The sequence below is a fragment of the Pseudoalteromonas sp. MMG012 genome (assembly GCF_018100875.1).
GTDB classification, from domain to species: Bacteria; Pseudomonadota; Gammaproteobacteria; order Enterobacterales; family Alteromonadaceae; genus Pseudoalteromonas; species Pseudoalteromonas aurantia.
The window spans coordinates 25313-42427 of the sequence record NZ_JAGJEF010000015.1; the positions used below are offsets into that span (position 1 = coordinate 25313).

Consider the following 17115-nt stretch of genomic DNA (forward strand, 5'->3'; position numbering starts at 1 on the left):
ACTGCTATTATGTTTTTATCTGAGCTAAAATTAAAGGCCTAAATGTTGTTTGATTGCAGCAAGCTCGGTTCGTAGCTGAGATATTTCGTCAACTAGTGACTCTAATTCAGAATGAGATAGCTGTTTACTCACAAGAGGTTCATGAACCGTTGGTTTGTGGTCACCGAGTAAATGTTGATAACGACTTTCACGTTTGCCTGGTTCCCGCTCTAGTTTACAAATGAGCGTTTGGCTTTGCATTTCCTCTAATGTGTTTTCAACGTCGCTTACGTTATTGAATTCAGCTAGACGCGCCGAGCGAGTCCGTAACTCTCCTGGTGTTTGCGGGCCTCTAAGGAGCATGATGCATAGTATAGCGCGCTGCTTTTCAGTGAGTTGCAAATCACTAAATTCTGTATTGCAAAAACGATGGCTGTATTTATTTACGCGACCAGAGAGGCCTTCATCTAAAAGCACCACCCGTTGGTTTTCTAGTTGTGTAAGGGTATCAAGTACTTCCGATTCAGTTAAAGATAACACTGGCTCTCTATTTGATTTTTGATTACATGCATTGGTTAGCGCATTTAATGATAGTGGGTAGTGTTCGGGCGTTGTCGTTTGCTTTTCAAGTAAGCAACCGATGATCCTTTGCTCATTGGGTGTGAGTTTCATACCACTGTTCCTATATTGTTTATTATTTACTTTACGCTATCAGCGGTAGTTTGACTAACCTCTTGCGTCCATTTTCGTAATGCTTTTTCTAAATCCGTAAATTCAATAGGTTTACTTAGGTAATCGTCCATACCAGCTGCGAGGCATTTCTCTTTATCGCCTTGCATCGCATTGGCGGTTAAAGCGATGATAGGAGTCGATTGATGACTTTGACCAGCGACAGCTTGGCGTATTTGACCGGTTGTCTGGTATCCATCCAATTCAGGCATTTGGCAATCCATGAGAATGGCATCATATCGACTGGCATGTTTTAGGTGTTCAATTGCCAAGCGACCATTATCAACACACGTAATTTTGGTATTGAGTCGCTTTAGTAAAGCGAGCGCGACAACTTGGTTCACTTTATTGTCTTCTACTAACAGAATACGTGCATCGATAGCACCTAACTTAGCTGGAGGTATCGCTTCTTTCGTCGTGCTTAGTGTACATAATTTAAGTGCATTGGCTGGTGTGAGCGGTTGTAGAAAGACCAAGTCAAGGTCTAAATGACTAAATCGCTCATTGCTACTGAGCTTATTACTGATCACTGCAAAACAACAGTCAGGCTGTTGTGTGATTTTTTTTAACAGGGAGAGTTGATAATCAGAGGCGTCATTAACAATCGACTCGGCAATAATGATTGCAGGCGAGGTTAGGCGTTTTTCTTGGAGTAAAGCCATCGCCGCAGGCAAACTTTCAAAATGCTCACTGGGGATCCGCCATGCATCTAATAAATGATGAGCAGCCAATTCGTGTTGTTGATGCGGGTCGATAATACAGAGTCCATCACATGGCGTATTGAGCGGCGCTATTTCTTTCGCTTCATGCAAATCGATGTAAAAGGCAAACGTGCTACCGACTCCTAATTTACTATAGGCATTGAGTGCGCCACCCAATAATTGACACAGCTGCCTAGCAATTGTTAGCCCTAGACCAGTACCACCAAAGCGGCGAGTTGTTGAAGGATCTGCTTGAGTGAACGAATCAAAGATTTTATCTAATTGTGTTTTACTTATGCCCACACCAGAGTCTTCAATGCTGCACCATAAGCGCATTGAAGCGGGTTGTTGCTCGGTGTAGCAGGTTAAGGTGACTTTACCATGTTCTGTAAACGTAATCGCATTGCTCAGTAGGTTATTTAATACCTGTTTGAGTCGATGAGGGTCTGTTTTGGCGTGCTGAACTTGCATATTACGGCTATCGATAAATAGCTCTGTATGTTGCTCAATCGCTTTGGGGGCAAAGTTGCTGATACTATCACTGAGGATTTGGATTAAATCACATTCAATCACTTCAATATCGAGTTTGCCCGCTTCGATTTTTGAAAAATCAAGAATATCGTTAATGATGGTGAGTAATGACCCCGCTGAATTTTGGGCTAAATTTAGGTGGTGGCGTTGAGATTGATCAATGTTCGAATTAAGGACAATGTCGAGCATACCTAAAATACCATTCATGGGAGTACGAATTTCATGACTCATGCTCGCCAAAAAATCGGCTTTTATTTTTGCAGACTGTTCGGCGATTTCCTTTGCCATGAGTGCTTGTTGTTTGGCTTTTTGCTGCTCTTGACTCGCAAATAAGCTGCCAAGCATTGCTGATATAGCCCGAATAAAACGCTCATCACTGTGTCCCCAGTCGGGGTTTGGCAAAGTATACTCGGCGCATAATAAACCAATCACGTTATCTTTATATGTGATGGTGCACCCAAATAAGGCATTGACTTCAAAGGGTCCTAAATAATGCTCACTTAACCCAAGTGTACACTCATGGCTATGGGCAAAGTTAGCTCTAATAAGTTGATTTTTCTGTACATTGTAAAATAGTTCAGGTAAATGATTTTTACGCCAAGGGGGGAAGTGTTGCAAGCTATCTTGTCGAGTATTGCTAAAGCAGCTTGGTATGAGTAAGGTTTTTTCTTCATTAAAGACCCAGATACTTGCCCGGGAAGCATTCAAACCTTGGCAAATGGCATCTACAGCAAGACTTTGTGCATTGTCGACGAGGTTATTGAGTACGGCATCGTGACTACTTAGTTGCGCGAGTAACTCGTTATTACGGGCAATTTTATCATGTTCTATTTCCATATTTTTACGGGTTTGAATATTTTGTACTGAACCGAATATCTCTACCGTCCACCGATTATTTTGGTTTGCTTTGCCTTTCATTAATATCCAGCGCTCATGTCCTTGTGCGGTTACAATAATTAACTCTTCCTCGAAGCTGGTCCCATGTTTGATAGTTTGTTCAATGGCTCGCTGGAAGTTGCGTCGATGTAGTCCTTCTTTAAAAAACTCAGTAGAACTCATCCAAGTTGCTTGATAATGATCGGGTACTTCGAATATGCGTTTCGTTACTTCAGACCAAGTAATATTGCGGGTTTTTAAATCAACGGACCAAGCTCCGACCTCGGCAAGGTTGCCCATAGACGTTAAAGTTTGGGCATTATCATGGAGCTGCTTGATGAGTTTGTTAAAGAAAATAAAGGCTGATATAAACAAAAGTATAATGGTTAACAATGCGAGACGAAAAGGCCAAATGGCTGAAACTTCAGGCTCCCAGCCAAATCGAGGTACCGCATATAGTTGCCATTTTCCAGAAGCAATGGCGATGTTAAATGTCAAAGGCTGTAAGTGGAGTATGTCTTCATTGCCATGAAAAAAAGCGCCTTGTTCACCGAGTCCATTTTTTCCACGAATAGCAATGCGGTAGTTCGCATCCAGCATATCTAAATTAACGGTTTTAAATAATTTTTTCATATCAATGACGACTGAGAGTAATCCCCAGAAAGAACCATCAGGATTGTAAACGGGTACTCTAGCAATGAGTGCTTCCCCCCCTTGAATAAGGGTCAATGGGCCAGCAAGAACGATTTTTTTGCTATCTCTGGCCCTGATGGCATCTTTACTTTGAGTAGGGTGTGTTAAGTAATTTAGCCCAAGTGCCTTTTCGTTTCCTTTTAGTGGGTAGGTCATTGAGAGGATCATATCAGGTGCCGCACCGAGGTTTCGTAATACATTACTTGAGCGAAATAGAGGTTGTGCGATATATTCAAACCGTTTTTGATCTAACTGTACTTCGTTGGTTAAGGCGATGGCTAAGCCCCGCACCAGTTGTATATTGGCGGCTAGTACGCCTTCAATTTGGGTGCGATAAACATTCACTTCTTCATAGGCACGGCTGCGCTCAACTTCAATCAATCGGTTGTAATTAACTGTGTCTACGTACCAACCAAAGCACAGTACAGTACATAAAATAAACCAATAGCCTAGCTTTAAAGAGCGAGCTTTCCTTGGTGCATGTAATTGGGTATTGAGCATTACCTAACTTATTCTGCTGAGCATCCTTTAACTATAGTCTAGCCAATCGGTGAGCAAAAGTGAGTATTATCATAAAAGTCATAATGGTACTTGAAACCGATGACAGAATGGACTTTGTACAGTTCTTACGTCGTTAATCACACTAGCGAGTATGATTTGCGATAGCGTAGACATATCACTTTCATATAGATGTGGTTATGATAAAAATAATTTTTAATAGGGAAGGATTAAACAATGCTACCTTGGTTGAAGCGAATAACGGCTGGCTTGGTTTTATTGGCACTGGCCGCAACAGCAAGTTTATATGGTCTACTGTCTTTGAGTTTACCGGCTCTCGATGGGACAGGAACGAGCAGCGCTGTAATAGCGCCAGTTCAAATTGAACGGGATAGTTTAGGTCAAGCAGTGATCACCGCAAATTCACGAGATGACGCAGCCTATGGATTAGGCTTTGCACATGGTCAAGACCGGTTTTTTCAAATGGACTTACTGCGCAGAAATGCGGCTGGGGAGCTGAGTGAGCTGTTTGGTAAAGCCGCAATCAATTTAGATGAAAAAATGCGTTTTCATCAATTGCGAAAACGCAGTGAAAAAATTGTGACCCAGTTACCACCAGGCCAAAGAAGTATATTACGTGCTTACGCCCAGGGGGTGAATGAAGGTAAGGCACAAGTTGGCTTTGACAGTTTTGAGTATCTGCTAACAGGAGCAAGTGCACGACCTTGGAAAAGTGAAGACAGTATACTTGCTATATTTAGTATGTATTTGGATCTGCAATCAGCCAACTTTGAGCGAGACAAAGCATTGCTTTATGTCGACCATATTTTCGGTGAAGAAATGCGAACATTTATACTACAGCCTAGTCATTACCAAGCGGCGTTAGATGGCTCAATGATAGCCAAAGTAGAAAAGCCTATACCCACTTTAGAGCGTACAGGCATTCAGGCTTTGATTGGTGAAATAGGTACTACTGATTTGTATGGCAGTAACAATTGGGCCGTAACAGGCACATTGACCGGCACCGGAAAGGCCATGCTGTCAGATGATATGCATTTAGGTTTGGCCGTTCCATCGATTTGGTATCGCTCACAATTAAACTACATGATGCAAGGTAAAACAGTGCAAGTAACGGGGGTCTCATTACCGGGTGCACCGGCCATCGTGGTGGGCACCAATGATAACATTGCATGGGGGTTTACCAATGGGTATTTAGATACCGCAGACTGGATTGCGCTGTCGGAACAGGATAAAACGTGGCAAGAAGAGGAACATATTCAATTACCCAATCAGCAGTCCCATCGTTATTCACTATTAATGAGTGAGTATGGCCCAGTAGAAACGTTTAATGGTAAAAAGTATGCGTTAAGCTGGGTCGCTCATCAGCCATATGCTGTTAACTTAAAATTGCTCGAAATGGAATCACTAGAAACAGTACAAGCAGCTTTGGCATTGGCGCCTGAAGTTGGCATACCTGTACAAAATATGCTGGTGGTTGATAGTTTAGGCAATGCGGGGTGGCGTCCAGCAGGGGCCATCCCAGCAAGAACGAATCCAGTGGATACAGCAGATGAAGCGCAAAATTACTCGTCGCAATGGCAATATAATGAGGAGACTCGTCCCGCACTTTTCAATCCCGAAGATGGCAAGTTATGGACTGCGAATTCTCGGGTGGTGTCAGTACAACAGCACAAACGTTACGGTGACGGCGGGTATGCATTAGGGGCAAGAGCCGTGCAAATAAGGGATAGACTACTCGCGCAATCGCAGTTTAATGAAACCGATTTCAATCAGCTTCAGCAAGATAACAAAGCATTATTTCTTACGCGCTGGCATCAGCACTTGGTTGATTTACTCAGTGAAGATGAAACAATGAAAACGCGTTATGCACGTGATTTGCAGCACCTTGCTCAGTGGCAAGCTTGTGCATGTGAAACGTCGGTTGGCTATACTTTGGTAAAACGTTTTAGAGAAAGTGTTATAGATAGTGCGTTTGCGCCAGTTGAAGCGAAAATGAAGATGTCGGGAGGAAGTTTACGTTACATTAAACGTTATCTTGAGCCAGCGATTTGGCAACTTATTGAAAAAAAACCAGATAGCTGGTTGAATCATCATGATAACTGGTCAGTATTACAGCGCCAAGCTTACGAGAACGCCAAACAAAAACTCAGTGATGAATTCGGTCCAGACCTAGAAAATTGGCAGTGGGGCACTGTTAATGCATTACAGATTAAGCACCCGTTTAGTAAGCAATTACCTATTTTAAGTCGCTTTTTAGATATGCCAATACAGCCAGCATTTGGAGACACATTTATGCCTGCAGTTCAAGGCCCAAGCTTTGGCGCGTCACAGCGGTTTATCGCACAACCGGGCATGCTTGGTAATGCAATTATGACCATGGCTGGTGGGCAAAGTGGACACCCATTATCACCTTTTTATCGAGCGGGTTTTGATGATTATGCGCAAGGCAAAGCAACGGCATTATTACCAGGTATGTTGACACACTCATTGACAATAAAGCCTATGAATTAACGTATATTTGGTACTGCATACAAAGTAGAAGCGGTCGTGACTTGATTTCGACCGTTCTCTTTACTGGTATAAAGCGCATTGTCAGCTTGTTGAAGCGCTTTGTAAAAGTCGACTTTCGTGGGCCACATGGTTAAACCAAAACTCATTGTGACGGTACTATCAAAATGTTCAAAGATCTCGTGTGTAATGGCATAGCGTAACTTGTCAACTCGGGCGAGGGCGTCTACTTGCACTGTGTTGGGCATGACAATCAGGAATTCTTCGCCGCCCCAGCGAGCACAGATATCGACCGGCCGAGTATGACTGGCAATAACCAAAGCCACTCTCTTTAATATTTCATCCCCTTGAGCATGACCGTAATCATCATTTATTTGTTTAAAATGGTCAATATCAGCCATGATAATACATAATTCTTCATGGTTTTCGTCGCAGTGATACTTTGCATGTGTGATAAGTTCTTGCGCATATCGTCGATTGTACATTTGTGTGAGTGGGTCACGAGCGGCGAGTTTAGTTAATGTTTGCCGTTGCGCCATGGTGACATCACGAATTAATGCAATGGTGAAAATCATTGGGATACCGCATATTAAGACATTGGCAAAGTGAACGTATTGCAGCCAATCGCGGTACGCATATTTATAAGTGACATCAGCAAACCATATATGCATAGCTGCAAAGAGTGTGATCATGATAACCGACAGCCCAACCGCAGGTTTTAGCTTCAAATTATTGTCGAGTAACAGTAGGCAAGATACAGTCCATAAATAATATTGGAAACCGAGCTGCATACCCAGCATTGCGCATACGACGATAGCGTGAATGGCCACTTCAGCGCTAAATAAACGCAATGCTAATGAGCGGTGCTGGATATTGAGCAAGTAAATTCCCAGAGCCCATGTTAATACACTCAAGATATTTAATAGTCCTAATATTGGGATACTCAGTGCAAAAAACAGTATAACTAAAAGGGCATGCAAACCTAAGCAATACCAAGCAACACGCTTAAGTAATGTGAGCTTAACTTGTTCGACCTGATCTGGTTGGCTGTGTGGATGTTGCAAAGCGAGTGAGCCCTTATCAAGGTAACCGATAAAAGTATAGATGATATTGTTTGCTTTTTATTCTATTTTAATAAGGGCTGACTTTATCTTACTTGATGAAATCGACATAATAGAGGGTGCTATGACGTTCCATATCAGAATAAAAATAGTGACATTGCTTATGGCGTGTCTTTGTACAAATGCAATGGCAGTGAATTTTAAAACGCACAAAGTTACCGAAAATATCTATGTCCTATTTGGGCAAGGTGGCAATATTGCAATCCATCTCGGTGAAGATGGTATTTACATTGTTGATGACCAATTTGCAAAGCTCTCAAAACAAATAAAAAAGCAGATCAGTGCGTTAAAACCGGGCTTTCCTGAATTTGTAATAAATACGCATTTTCATGGTGACCATACCGGCGGTAATGAAGCATTTGCGCGTTCAGGTAGTCATGTTATTGCACATGACAATGTGCATAAAAGGTTATTGGCAAAACATGGCAGTGAGTCACACTATTTACCAAAAATAAGCTTTAGCCACGACTTGGCTTTACATTTTAATAATGAGCAGGCGCAAGTTAAGCACTTTTCACATGCGCATACCGATGGAGATGCCGTCGTCACTTTTACACGGGCTAACGTGGTGCATATGGGGGATTTATATTTTAATTTAGGGGGATTGCCATTTATAGATGTTGATCATGGCGGTTCGGTGAATGGACTACTCAAAGCATTGCGGGCAATATGTTTGAGCATTGATGATGAAACGGTTGTGATACCAGGGCATGGTCAAATTTCCAACAAAAACCAGCTGCTACAGTATATTGCATTAATAGAAAAAGCCCGTTTTTTAATATTACAGGCAATGAAGAGCGCTAAAACTGAAGAGCAAATGGTACAATTGGATCCCCTCTCAACGTTAGCGATAACGTATGCTAACTGGTTACCTAAAGAGCGAGTAACACGGTTGTTTTATCGCTCTTTAGCGCAGTGAAGGCCTTTTCTAGGTGAGCATGACTAAGCAGGCTGCAAGCGCAATGAGAATAAGGCCTAGACTATCGCGCGTTTTAAGTGGCTGTTTTAGCCACCATACTGAAATGGCCATCGTAAAAAAAACTTCAATTTGACCTAGGGTTTTTACATAGGCCACATGTTGTAAACTCATAGCGCTAAACCAGCCGATGGAACCAATACAGCTAGTTAAGCTGATCCAACTCACTTGGGTGCGGTGTTGCCATAGAGTTGTTATGCTGTGTGGCTCTTTGCAGCGTAAATAAGCCCCTAATATCAGGGTTTGTATACTGATCACTAACAAAAGCACCCACCCTGCACTGTGTGGAAAGGGTAATCCGGTGATTAAACTTGCTTCACGAACCCATAAAGAGGTTAGGGCGAAGGCCGTTCCGCAACATAATCCTAAAAGAGCGGTTGTAGGGTTAAAGTTTTTAAGGCTAAAACCGCTCAGGAGCAGCACTGCAATACTGCCTAATGCAACCCCAAACCAACCCAAATAGGACAGTGCAGAGCCGAAAAACAACATGCCTAAAATAGCTGCTACCAGCGCTTCAATTTTAGCAAGGCCCGCGCCGATGGCATAGTTACTTTGTTTAAATAGCAAGACCATCAAGCCAGTAGCGATAATCTGTATTACACTTGCAGCCACAATATAGCTTAAAAAAGGTGCACTTAGGGATAAGCTAGGAGCCGGTTGCCAGTAATATAAACCTAGTAGATAGATACCAGCAATTGGGCTGGCTAAGAGAAAGCGAGAGAGGGTAACTGCGGCAACAGATGCATGTTGGCTTAGTTTACTTTGTAATGCATTACGCCAAGCTTGTGAGAAGGCTGCTAAAACAGAAAAAGCGATCCATTCCATATTTTTATTCTAATTATGAGAGGGGGAAGTTAACCTAACAATATTGAGATTAATTGGCTACTGGTTAATCACACCTTTTTCTATGAATAGATGTGAGGACACTCTTGCAGAGCCTTTTTAGCGTTATTTAATTATACTGTGCAGCGATGCGACTTATTATTTTTCCAACAGAATCCACAGGGCGACTTTTTTATTACCATACCGTTATGTTAACTTATTTGTTTATCAGTTTATGAATAATTAAAGGAGTTACTATGACAACCCTATTAACGTGTGCGTTGATAGCTGTTTTGTTGCCCTATATTGCAAAACTACCGGTCGCAATTGAAATGAATAAACTAGGGGGGTATGACAATCGGCACCCTCGAGCTCAACAATCAAAATTAGACGGGTTCGGTGCGAGAGCTTTGGCTGCACATCAAAATAGCTTTGAGTCACTCATTGTGTTTTCGGTTGCTTTGGCTGTTGTGCTTGGCACCAATAGTGTTAATGCAGTGACTGAGTCTTTGGCTATCACCCATGTTGTCGCGAGAGTTTTATATTGTGCTTTTTATTATACCAACGTAGATAAGTTACGTTCGTTGGTATGGTTGGTTGGGTTAGGTTCTGCTGTTGCAATGATAGGTGTCAGCATGTAGTTGTACAAAGAGCAACGTTGTTGCTCTTTTCTTTGGCTAATTCGTCACATCAATGCGTTCAAATTGGGTTTGTTTTGGAGCATTAACCGCGAGGTTATCGAGTTTAAAATCGAGCTGCACTCGATAAACCTGAGAAGGGGTGTTTGACGGCGTATATTGCCATTGGCGCAAGGCCAAAATAGCATTATTTTCAAATGTATTCTCCGGCTGTGCAGCAATGACTTTTATATTATTTGTATGGCCACGTTCGTCAACGGTATAGGCCAATTGCACATACCCTGAAATACCATCATTAGCCGCTTCGACCGGATATTTAGGTTCAACACGCATAATGGGTTTGACTATGAGTTTTGATGTTGCTTTTTCCGTCTTCGTGGTGCTGTTAAGTGCGACGGCACCGATTGATGTAAAAGCACAGGTCAGCAGTAGTAATTTGGCGGTGCGTGATGAGCCTGAGGTATTTTTAAGGTAGTTGAGTCTTTGTAACATGGTGTTTTTATCTCCGTAATGGGTATAAGCAAAATGTTGTTTTTTATCACTTTCAATACAACTTATCAGCGCTTTGGCATAGTGTACTTGTTGATGATGGGACTTGTTTTTTAGGACTGTTTCGTCGCAGGCGAGTTCTTGAATACGACGGAAGCTGTGATAACCACACCAAATGAGCGGGTTGAACCAGTTTAATGAGCAGAACGAATAAAAGCAGAGATTCCATATGTTGTCATAGCGCGTGATGTGCGTATGCTCATGTTCAAGCATTAATGATAAAGCCGTTTCATCGAATTGTTGTTCATAGCCGTGAGGAAATACGATTTTGGGGTGTATTAATCCAATGACCATAGGACTGGCTATTTGAGCGCTGGTATAGGTGATGCTATCACGATGATTTAAATTACATGGCTGTAAAGCTAATTGTTGATGAAAGCGTAAATGTTGCCACAGCATAGTGAAAATGAATAAGGTAAAACCGAGCAAATAGATGAGCGACCAATTAAACACCCATGTTTCAACGTGTGGTAGCGGGTTTGACACGCTGATATATTGCATTGGGCCGTATGTCAGGGGTTTAAGCTCATTGGGTATACTGATCAATATCAATGCACAGGGTAAAATCCACCACTGCTGGTAAATAAACCGCGCTCCCAGCTTATGTAATGTTATGCGTTCGCAAAAGATAAGCCCTAACACGATAAGGCTCAGCAATAATTGAACTTCGAATACCCAATTTATCAGTATGGCGAACATGTTACTTTCCTTTTCCTTGTTCTTGTTCCCACTTGTCAATTACTTGCTTTAGTTCATCAATGTCACGCTGTGACAATTGTTGTGTTTTAGCAAAGCCACTTACTAAGGGTGCAATACGACCTTGAAATAACCGTTGAATAAAGCTGCTACTTTCCTTGTGGGTGTATTCATCTCGTTCGATAGTCGGGGTGTAAATATATTCCCGACCTTGTTTTTCAAATGTTATGGCATTTTTTTTAACCAGCCGGCCAAGGAGTGTTTTGATGGTTTTTTCATGCCACTGAGTGTCGTCACTCAAACGTTTAATAATGTCACTGGCTTTGGCAGGGTAACCTGCCCAAAGCGCTTCCATGACCGCAAATTCTGCTTTTGATAATTTAATCATATGATAGCTTACAAGTGTAATCCTTAAGATCAGATTACACCTGTAATCATAAAAGGCAAGTTTATTTTTGTTCGATTTTTAAGTCATTGATAGAAATGAGCTGGTGTGTTCCTTCAGCGAGGGTGTCAGGATCTAATGTATAGTTTGCGATTTTAACTCTAAATAAATCAATCACCTGATAACCACAATGTTGACTCATTTTACGTATTTGACGGTTGAGGCCTTGCTGCAAAGTGATCATAAAGCGGTCAGTGCTGATTGATTTTACGTCACATGGCAGCGTGACTTTGTTATCAATTGGGATACCATTGGCCATTCTTTCACAAAATAACGGGTCGAGAGGACGGTCGACTTTGACTAAGTAAACTTTTTTTTCGTGGTGTTCAGGGTGGAGCATCTGATTACACAATTCGCCATTATTGGTGAGTAATAGCAAACCTCTAGAGTCTTTATCTAAACGGCCTATTGGGTAGACCCGTTGAGATTTTGGTAAGTAGTGAATAAGGCTTGCTGGGTCATTTTCGTTGAGCTTGCAATCGATACCGACAGGTTTATGGTAAGCGTAAAGTACTTTATCAGGTAGGGTCGTGATTTGCTTGCCGTGCACAGTAACAATATCTTTTTCCGTGACATGATCAATGTGATTGGCACACCTTCCATTGACACGAACCTCTCCTGCATCAATTAAACGAGAGGCTTGTCGGCGAGAGCAAACACCTGCATGGCCTAAAAATTTAGCAAGGCGTATAGGCTGATTCATGTGTTCCCTTTGTACTATGGTGTTTTCATGGTGGTGAGTGATATATCGCTATGAAACTATTACGACCATTGGCGACGCTAGGTATTGTATCAGGTTAGTTGGCATGATGGGTATTGCGATAACTTACAGGTTTGTCGACTCTGTCATTGTCATCAATCGTATTGCTATTAACTCAGCATTTCATCAGCCTCAAGTACCTCTTATCTGCTCCATTCTCCGTTTATCACCTTCTTAACATTAACCAAGATGAGTTCGATAGACTGAAATGAGATGGAGGATTGTAATGCAAAAATTATTTAATACTAAAGTGGTGGTGTGCTTGTTATGTTGTCTTTGTTTACAAGCAAATGCCGCTTTAACAACCGATATAAAATATCGAATGAACATTCAGGACCTGACTGCAACGGGTCAGGATATTTTTGTGGCAAGTAATACAACGTCATTATTCTCAGCGCTTGATATAAGCACCGAATATGAAGGGCTACGTGTCGCAGCAACGGCAAGTTGGCTTAAAGTTGGGGGGCAACGCGACACCGATGTGCAAGTATCAGAAGCTTTTTACGACTTTACTATTGAGAATTGGTTCATGTCTGCGGGTAAGAAAAAAGTAGATTGGGATGTTGGATACGGATTTCGACCGCTAGATATGTTTTCACCGACTGATTCCTTGGCCATTTATACGGCAATACCACCAGGTGCGATTATGGTCACGGGAGATTACTTTTTAGAGTCTGGAAATGTCACACTTATCTGTAATGAGAGTAGTCCTGATTATCTAGAACGCGGCGTAAAAGTGAATAAAAGTACCGGGTGTGGGGGCCGATATTATGGCTATTTTGAGGGTTTCGAAGCACAAGTTTTAGGACACTATGATGAAGACTTAGGTATGCGGGTTGGAGGCAGTGCACTTACGGTCATTGGAGAAAACCTTGAGTTGCATGGTTCATTGTTGTGGCAAGAAAATTATAGAACGCCCGCTTTGTACAATATCCATATTGGTCAAAATGATCGGATTTCAGGCGTTAATACTCAATGGAAAAATAATAGTATTCAAGCATTGCTTGGCGTGAATTATAGTTTTCAATCGGGTATTACCGTGATTGCGGAATACTGGCATGATGGACGAGCACCCAGTGATAGGCAGTGGCGTGATGTAATAAACCTATCACAGTCAACATCAGATCAACATCAGTTGCAGATGTTGCGCTCTCATTTTGCGACTCAGAGTTTATTTCAAGATAATGCAATGGTGCATATACGGACCTCCAGTACTCAGTGGTCACCCTCACTTACATTGCTCACAAACCCTAATGATAACAGTGTGTTAATTGATGGTGAGTTGTGTTATGGTGGTGTGACTGCTAGCCAATTGTGTATGGGAATAAGGCAGTATACGGGCGGTGCCGAAACAATTTATGAACAATTGAGCTATGAACGAACGTGGTATTTTACGATGGAAATCAACTTATAAAATGCAATCAACAACACCGCAAACTGATTTTGAAAAAAATGGATTCAAGAATCTAAAGTTAGCCATAATTTGTGTGGTACTTGGACTGTCAATTTATGCAATTGGCTGGGCTAAGTATGCAATTATATCTGTTTTAATATCACTAGGAGTCGGATTTACTATTCGCTTTTCGCGCTATTGGCTCGGTACGCATTATCCAAAGATGGGGTTAGCCTTACAGTATTTCTTTGCTGTGATATTGTCATTTCTGGTGTGGGGTCTGACACCGTTACTTCTTAAAGTTGTAAAAAGCTCAGGAGGCTATGTTGATGACTTACAACAGTATTTAGGTATTTTTTTAGTTGGTGGATTTATCATGGTGGTGGTAAGTTTTATTTACTACCGCAGCGAACAAACCTTACTGCTAAAACGTTCTTTATATCGAATTGAATTAGAGCAAGCCCAAAAAGATAAGCTGCTATTAGAAACTCAATTACGGCTTTTACAGTCCCAGATTGAGCCGCACTTTTTATTTAATACATTGGCGAATATTCAGGCATTAATTGCAGTTGATGCTAAGCAAGCAAGCAAAATGTTGCTGGCTTTAACTGCATTGTTAAGACAAAGTTTAGATAGAACAAGAACAGAGTGGTTAACGATCGGTCACGAACTTCGATTTAACAAAGCTTATTTAGCAATACAAAAAATAAGACTCGGCGACCGCCTCAACGTTGAATATGATGTCACCGATAAAATTACCGACAATATTCTTTTTCCACCTATGTTACTGCAACCACTTATCGAAAATGCGGTAATACATGGAATTGAGCAAATAAAAACGGGGGGCACGCTAAAGCTCTCGGTGACGCGAGATCAACATATGATGATTGTTACTTTGAGTAACCATTGTAATGAGGTTGGCAGCAAGCGCACAGGCACTCAAGTTGGATTGACAAATGTACGAGACCGACTTGAGCAATTATATGGAGATAAAGCTCAGCTTAACTATGATGCGAGTCAAGCTGGCTTTGTAACAGTCACTTTAGAGGTCCCGATTGATGTCTCAACACACTAAAGTTGTTATCGCAGATGATGAACCTTTACTAAAAGCACATTTAAAGTTGATGCTGGAAACTGTGTGGCCAGATATTGATGTTGTCGGGCAAGCTTCGGATGGGGAAGAAGCGCTCGCTTTTATCGATGAGTTTTCACCTGATGTGGTGTTTTTAGATATTAATATGCCAACTATCAATGGGCTGGAGGTTTCTAGGGCATTGTGTGATTATGATGATCCGCCCTATGTGGTATTCGTGACCGCGTATGATGAATATGCCGTAGATGCTTTTGAGAACCAGGCAATAGATTATTTACTCAAACCGATAGAAGAAGAACGGTTAGAAAAAACGGTTGCCAGAGTGCAGAAGATGCTTAGCAGTCAATCTTCGTCTCCGAGTCAAAAACTGCAATTGAGTGAACTATTCGAAGAATTGGTAGAAGCGACTAAGCCAGCGCCAAAGAATGAATATTTAAAATGGATTAAAACAAGTAAAAACAATGAATTACATCTTATTGACGTAGGCGATGTTGATTATTTTATCGCGGATAATAAATACACGGAAGTCAGTGTAGAGGAGGAAAAGTTTTTGATAAAAACCTCTATTTTAGCATTAGAGAATGAGCTTAACCCTGATGTTTTTTGGCGAATCCATCGCAACTGTATTGTTAAAGTAGATAGAATTCAACGCGTTGTTAAGGATGAGTTAGGTCATGTTTATATCGACCTTAAAAATAATGCTGAGCAGCTGTTAGTAAGTAGAAAATATCAAAGTTTATTCAAGCAAATGTAGGGGCTGTTGATCTTTCAGGTTCATTTTTGCAGCAGTTTGATTGGCTTTTATACAAGGCAGAGGCTGCGTAGCATGGTTCTTCCATGTGAGTCAGCCGATAACATAGTAGAAATGCCAATCAAGCGCTGCCTATCGGTTCTTTTGAGCACCCCTTTCTCTTTGTTGCTTAATATTCGCTTAGATTACTAGGCCACATATTAAGCGCCGCGATAAAAGCATGCTCAAAGAGAACAAAAATAGAACAGCAAAGATCAACAGCCCCTAATTGAAAATGGGTTTTTCCTTTGGCTACCTAAACACAACAGGCAGTCAGTCAGCGTAGTCTAAATACCAGATATATTCTCGAATTATATGAGATTGTGTTGTACGTATTTAGGTGATCTCCCAGCCTTCCCAATATCAATAGCTTAAAGCCAGATAATGTGATGACCGATGATATGCCAGCCGGTGTTTTTTGACTGCCTTCAGGTTTGCATTGTATGTCGGATAATCGCAAATAAATCATGTATGGAAAAAAGAGGCGTGGAACATTGAGTGCGTTATCAACCTAGTATCTCAGCTTAGTTTCTTCTTCTAATATCTATCTTGTCATACCTTTTGTGTTATTGGGCTTACACTTTATCCTCGATATTTACCATTTATCACTCATAAACTACCGATTGTCACCTCCTTACCCACAGTGTTGTTTCACGCCTTAATATGTACACATCAGTATTATAACAACGGATGAATCACATGACTAAGCACTCAATAATAACATTACTTTTTTCGGGACTTTCACTAATAGGCTCAGTGTCTACTTTTGCGTCATCAATACCTGCGGAGGTATTGAGCGCATATCAGCAAGGGCTGTCAGGAGATCAAGAGAAGAACCAGGCAGCATTCAATGCTTTGTCAAAGATTAATGAGGCGTCACCTAACCCTGTGGTATTGGCCTTATTAGGCAGTTCCGAAACAACACAAGCAAGATATACCAATAAGCCTTGGCAGAAAATGAAATTTGCAGAAAAAGGCATTGCTAAGTTGAGTAAAGCGATTAAGCAAGCAAAAGATTTACCGTACCTTCAGCAAGCAAGAGTGAATGTAACGGCTGGTTGTACTTTTTCTCAGTTACCAAAAATGATGAATCGGGCTGAACATGGACGTTACCTGCTCAACCAAGTTATGGAGCAAAAATCGCAGTTCGGCAGTTTAGAGCCCACTTTACAAGCATCAGCTTACCGCTGTGCTTCGATTGCCGCTAAAAAGTTGGACGATGAAAAAGGGGCTGAACAATTTATGGCATTGGCTCAAAGTGTCGCAGGTCAATCACCAGCAGGTTTAAAGGAATAA

At 41.5% G+C, this 17115-nt stretch carries 14 protein-coding genes; 7 read left to right on the plus strand and 7 right to left on the minus strand.

Features of this window, described 5'->3' with window-relative positions; translation table 11 throughout:
• Positions 1-30 precede the first annotated feature (30 nt).
• Both J8L97_RS07515 and J8L97_RS07520 read right to left on the minus strand, forming a co-directional pair.
• Positions 31-651 (minus strand): YceH family protein, encoded by a 621-nt coding sequence (locus tag J8L97_RS07515; protein ID WP_211048491.1) that lies wholly within the window; start codon positions 649-651, stop codon positions 31-33.
• 26 nt (positions 652-677) lie between these two features.
• Positions 678-4010 (minus strand): ATP-binding protein, encoded by a 3333-nt coding sequence (locus J8L97_RS07520; RefSeq protein ID WP_211048492.1) that lies wholly within the window; start codon positions 4008-4010, stop codon positions 678-680.
• 234 nt (positions 4011-4244) lie between these two features.
• On the opposite strand from J8L97_RS07520, the gene J8L97_RS07525 reads away from it, so the two are divergent.
• Positions 4245-6539, plus strand: a complete 2295-nt coding sequence (locus J8L97_RS07525) for a penicillin acylase family protein (protein ID WP_211048494.1) — start codon at positions 4245-4247, stop codon at positions 6537-6539.
• Here the strand turns inward: J8L97_RS07525 and J8L97_RS07530 are convergent.
• The gene (locus J8L97_RS07530) at positions 6536-7600 is read right to left on the minus strand and encodes a diguanylate cyclase (protein ID WP_211048495.1); all 1065 of its coding nucleotides are present in this window, start codon (positions 7598-7600) and stop codon (positions 6536-6538) included. The genes J8L97_RS07525 and J8L97_RS07530 overlap by 4 nt on opposite strands.
• Before the next feature lie 160 nt (positions 7601-7760).
• Here J8L97_RS07530 and J8L97_RS07535 point away from each other — a divergent pair, with 160 nt between their 5' ends.
• Positions 7761-8576 carry an MBL fold metallo-hydrolase gene (locus tag J8L97_RS07535; protein ID WP_247688578.1) on the plus strand — a complete coding sequence of 272 codons (816 nt, stop codon included), beginning with the start codon at positions 7761-7763 and terminating at the stop codon, positions 8574-8576.
• Positions 8577-8585: 9 nt separating this feature from the next.
• Here J8L97_RS07535 and J8L97_RS07540 read toward each other — a convergent pair whose 3' ends face one another.
• Positions 8586-9458 carry a DMT family transporter gene (locus J8L97_RS07540; protein WP_211048499.1) on the minus strand — a complete coding sequence of 291 codons (873 nt, stop codon included), beginning with the start codon at positions 9456-9458 and terminating at the stop codon, positions 8586-8588.
• Between the two features lie 254 nt (positions 9459-9712).
• Here J8L97_RS07540 and J8L97_RS07545 point away from each other — a divergent pair, with 254 nt between their 5' ends.
• Positions 9713-10096: an MAPEG family protein gene (locus J8L97_RS07545; protein ID WP_192506183.1), complete on the plus strand. Its 384-nt coding sequence runs from the start codon at positions 9713-9715 to the stop codon at positions 10094-10096.
• Positions 10097-10132: 36 nt separating this feature from the next.
• Here J8L97_RS07545 and J8L97_RS07550 read toward each other — a convergent pair whose 3' ends face one another.
• From J8L97_RS07550 to J8L97_RS07560, 3 genes are all read right to left on the minus strand, one after another.
• The gene (locus J8L97_RS07550) at positions 10133-11341 is read right to left on the minus strand and encodes a TonB family protein (protein WP_211048501.1); all 1209 of its coding nucleotides are present in this window, start codon (positions 11339-11341) and stop codon (positions 10133-10135) included.
• Between the two features lies 1 nt (position 11342).
• Positions 11343-11726 carry a BlaI/MecI/CopY family transcriptional regulator gene (locus J8L97_RS07555; protein WP_211048503.1) on the minus strand — a complete coding sequence of 128 codons (384 nt, stop codon included), beginning with the start codon at positions 11724-11726 and terminating at the stop codon, positions 11343-11345.
• 61 nt (positions 11727-11787) lie between these two features.
• Positions 11788-12486 (minus strand): pseudouridine synthase, encoded by a 699-nt coding sequence (locus J8L97_RS07560; RefSeq protein WP_211048505.1) that lies wholly within the window; start codon positions 12484-12486, stop codon positions 11788-11790.
• 283 nt (positions 12487-12769) lie between these two features.
• On the opposite strand from J8L97_RS07560, the gene J8L97_RS07565 reads away from it, so the two are divergent.
• From J8L97_RS07565 to J8L97_RS07580, 4 genes are all read left to right on the plus strand, one after another.
• Positions 12770-13957 carry a hypothetical protein gene (locus J8L97_RS07565; RefSeq protein WP_211048506.1) on the plus strand — a complete coding sequence of 396 codons (1188 nt, stop codon included), beginning with the start codon at positions 12770-12772 and terminating at the stop codon, positions 13955-13957.
• A 1-nt stretch (position 13958) separates the two neighbouring features.
• Positions 13959-15011 carry a sensor histidine kinase gene (locus J8L97_RS07570; protein WP_211048508.1) on the plus strand — a complete coding sequence of 351 codons (1053 nt, stop codon included), beginning with the start codon at positions 13959-13961 and terminating at the stop codon, positions 15009-15011.
• Positions 14995-15783: a LytTR family DNA-binding domain-containing protein gene (locus J8L97_RS07575; protein WP_211048510.1), complete on the plus strand. Its 789-nt coding sequence runs from the start codon at positions 14995-14997 to the stop codon at positions 15781-15783. The genes J8L97_RS07570 and J8L97_RS07575 overlap by 17 nt, the downstream gene beginning before the upstream one ends.
• 735 nt (positions 15784-16518) lie before the next feature.
• Positions 16519-17115 (plus strand): hypothetical protein, encoded by a 597-nt coding sequence (locus tag J8L97_RS07580; protein ID WP_210997375.1) that lies wholly within the window; start codon positions 16519-16521, stop codon positions 17113-17115.

Bases quoted from the DNA above. Each gene is read 5' to 3' on its own strand.
- J8L97_RS07515 (WP_211048491.1), bottom strand. From the start codon at position 651: ATGAAACTCACACCCAATGAGCAAAGGATCATCGGTTGCTTACTTGAA.
- J8L97_RS07520 (WP_211048492.1), bottom strand. From the start codon at position 4,010: ATGCTCAATACCCAATTACATGCACCAAGGAAAGCTCGCTCTTTAAAG.
- J8L97_RS07525 (WP_211048494.1), top strand. From the start codon at position 4,245: ATGCTACCTTGGTTGAAGCGAATAACGGCTGGCTTGGTTTTATTGGCA.
- J8L97_RS07535 (WP_247688578.1), top strand. From the start codon at position 7,761: ATGGCGTGTCTTTGTACAAATGCAATGGCAGTGAATTTTAAAACGCAC.
- J8L97_RS07540 (WP_211048499.1), bottom strand. From the start codon at position 9,458: ATGGAATGGATCGCTTTTTCTGTTTTAGCAGCCTTCTCACAAGCTTGG.
- J8L97_RS07545 (WP_192506183.1), top strand. From the start codon at position 9,713: ATGACAACCCTATTAACGTGTGCGTTGATAGCTGTTTTGTTGCCCTAT.
- J8L97_RS07550 (WP_211048501.1), bottom strand. From the start codon at position 11,341: ATGTTCGCCATACTGATAAATTGGGTATTCGAAGTTCAATTATTGCTG.
- J8L97_RS07555 (WP_211048503.1), bottom strand. From the start codon at position 11,726: ATGATTAAATTATCAAAAGCAGAATTTGCGGTCATGGAAGCGCTTTGG.
- J8L97_RS07560 (WP_211048505.1), bottom strand. From the start codon at position 12,486: ATGAATCAGCCTATACGCCTTGCTAAATTTTTAGGCCATGCAGGTGTT.
- J8L97_RS07565 (WP_211048506.1), top strand. From the start codon at position 12,770: ATGCAAAAATTATTTAATACTAAAGTGGTGGTGTGCTTGTTATGTTGT.
- J8L97_RS07570 (WP_211048508.1), top strand. From the start codon at position 13,959: ATGCAATCAACAACACCGCAAACTGATTTTGAAAAAAATGGATTCAAG.
- J8L97_RS07575 (WP_211048510.1), top strand. From the start codon at position 14,995: ATGTCTCAACACACTAAAGTTGTTATCGCAGATGATGAACCTTTACTA.
- J8L97_RS07580 (WP_210997375.1), top strand. From the start codon at position 16,519: ATGACTAAGCACTCAATAATAACATTACTTTTTTCGGGACTTTCACTA.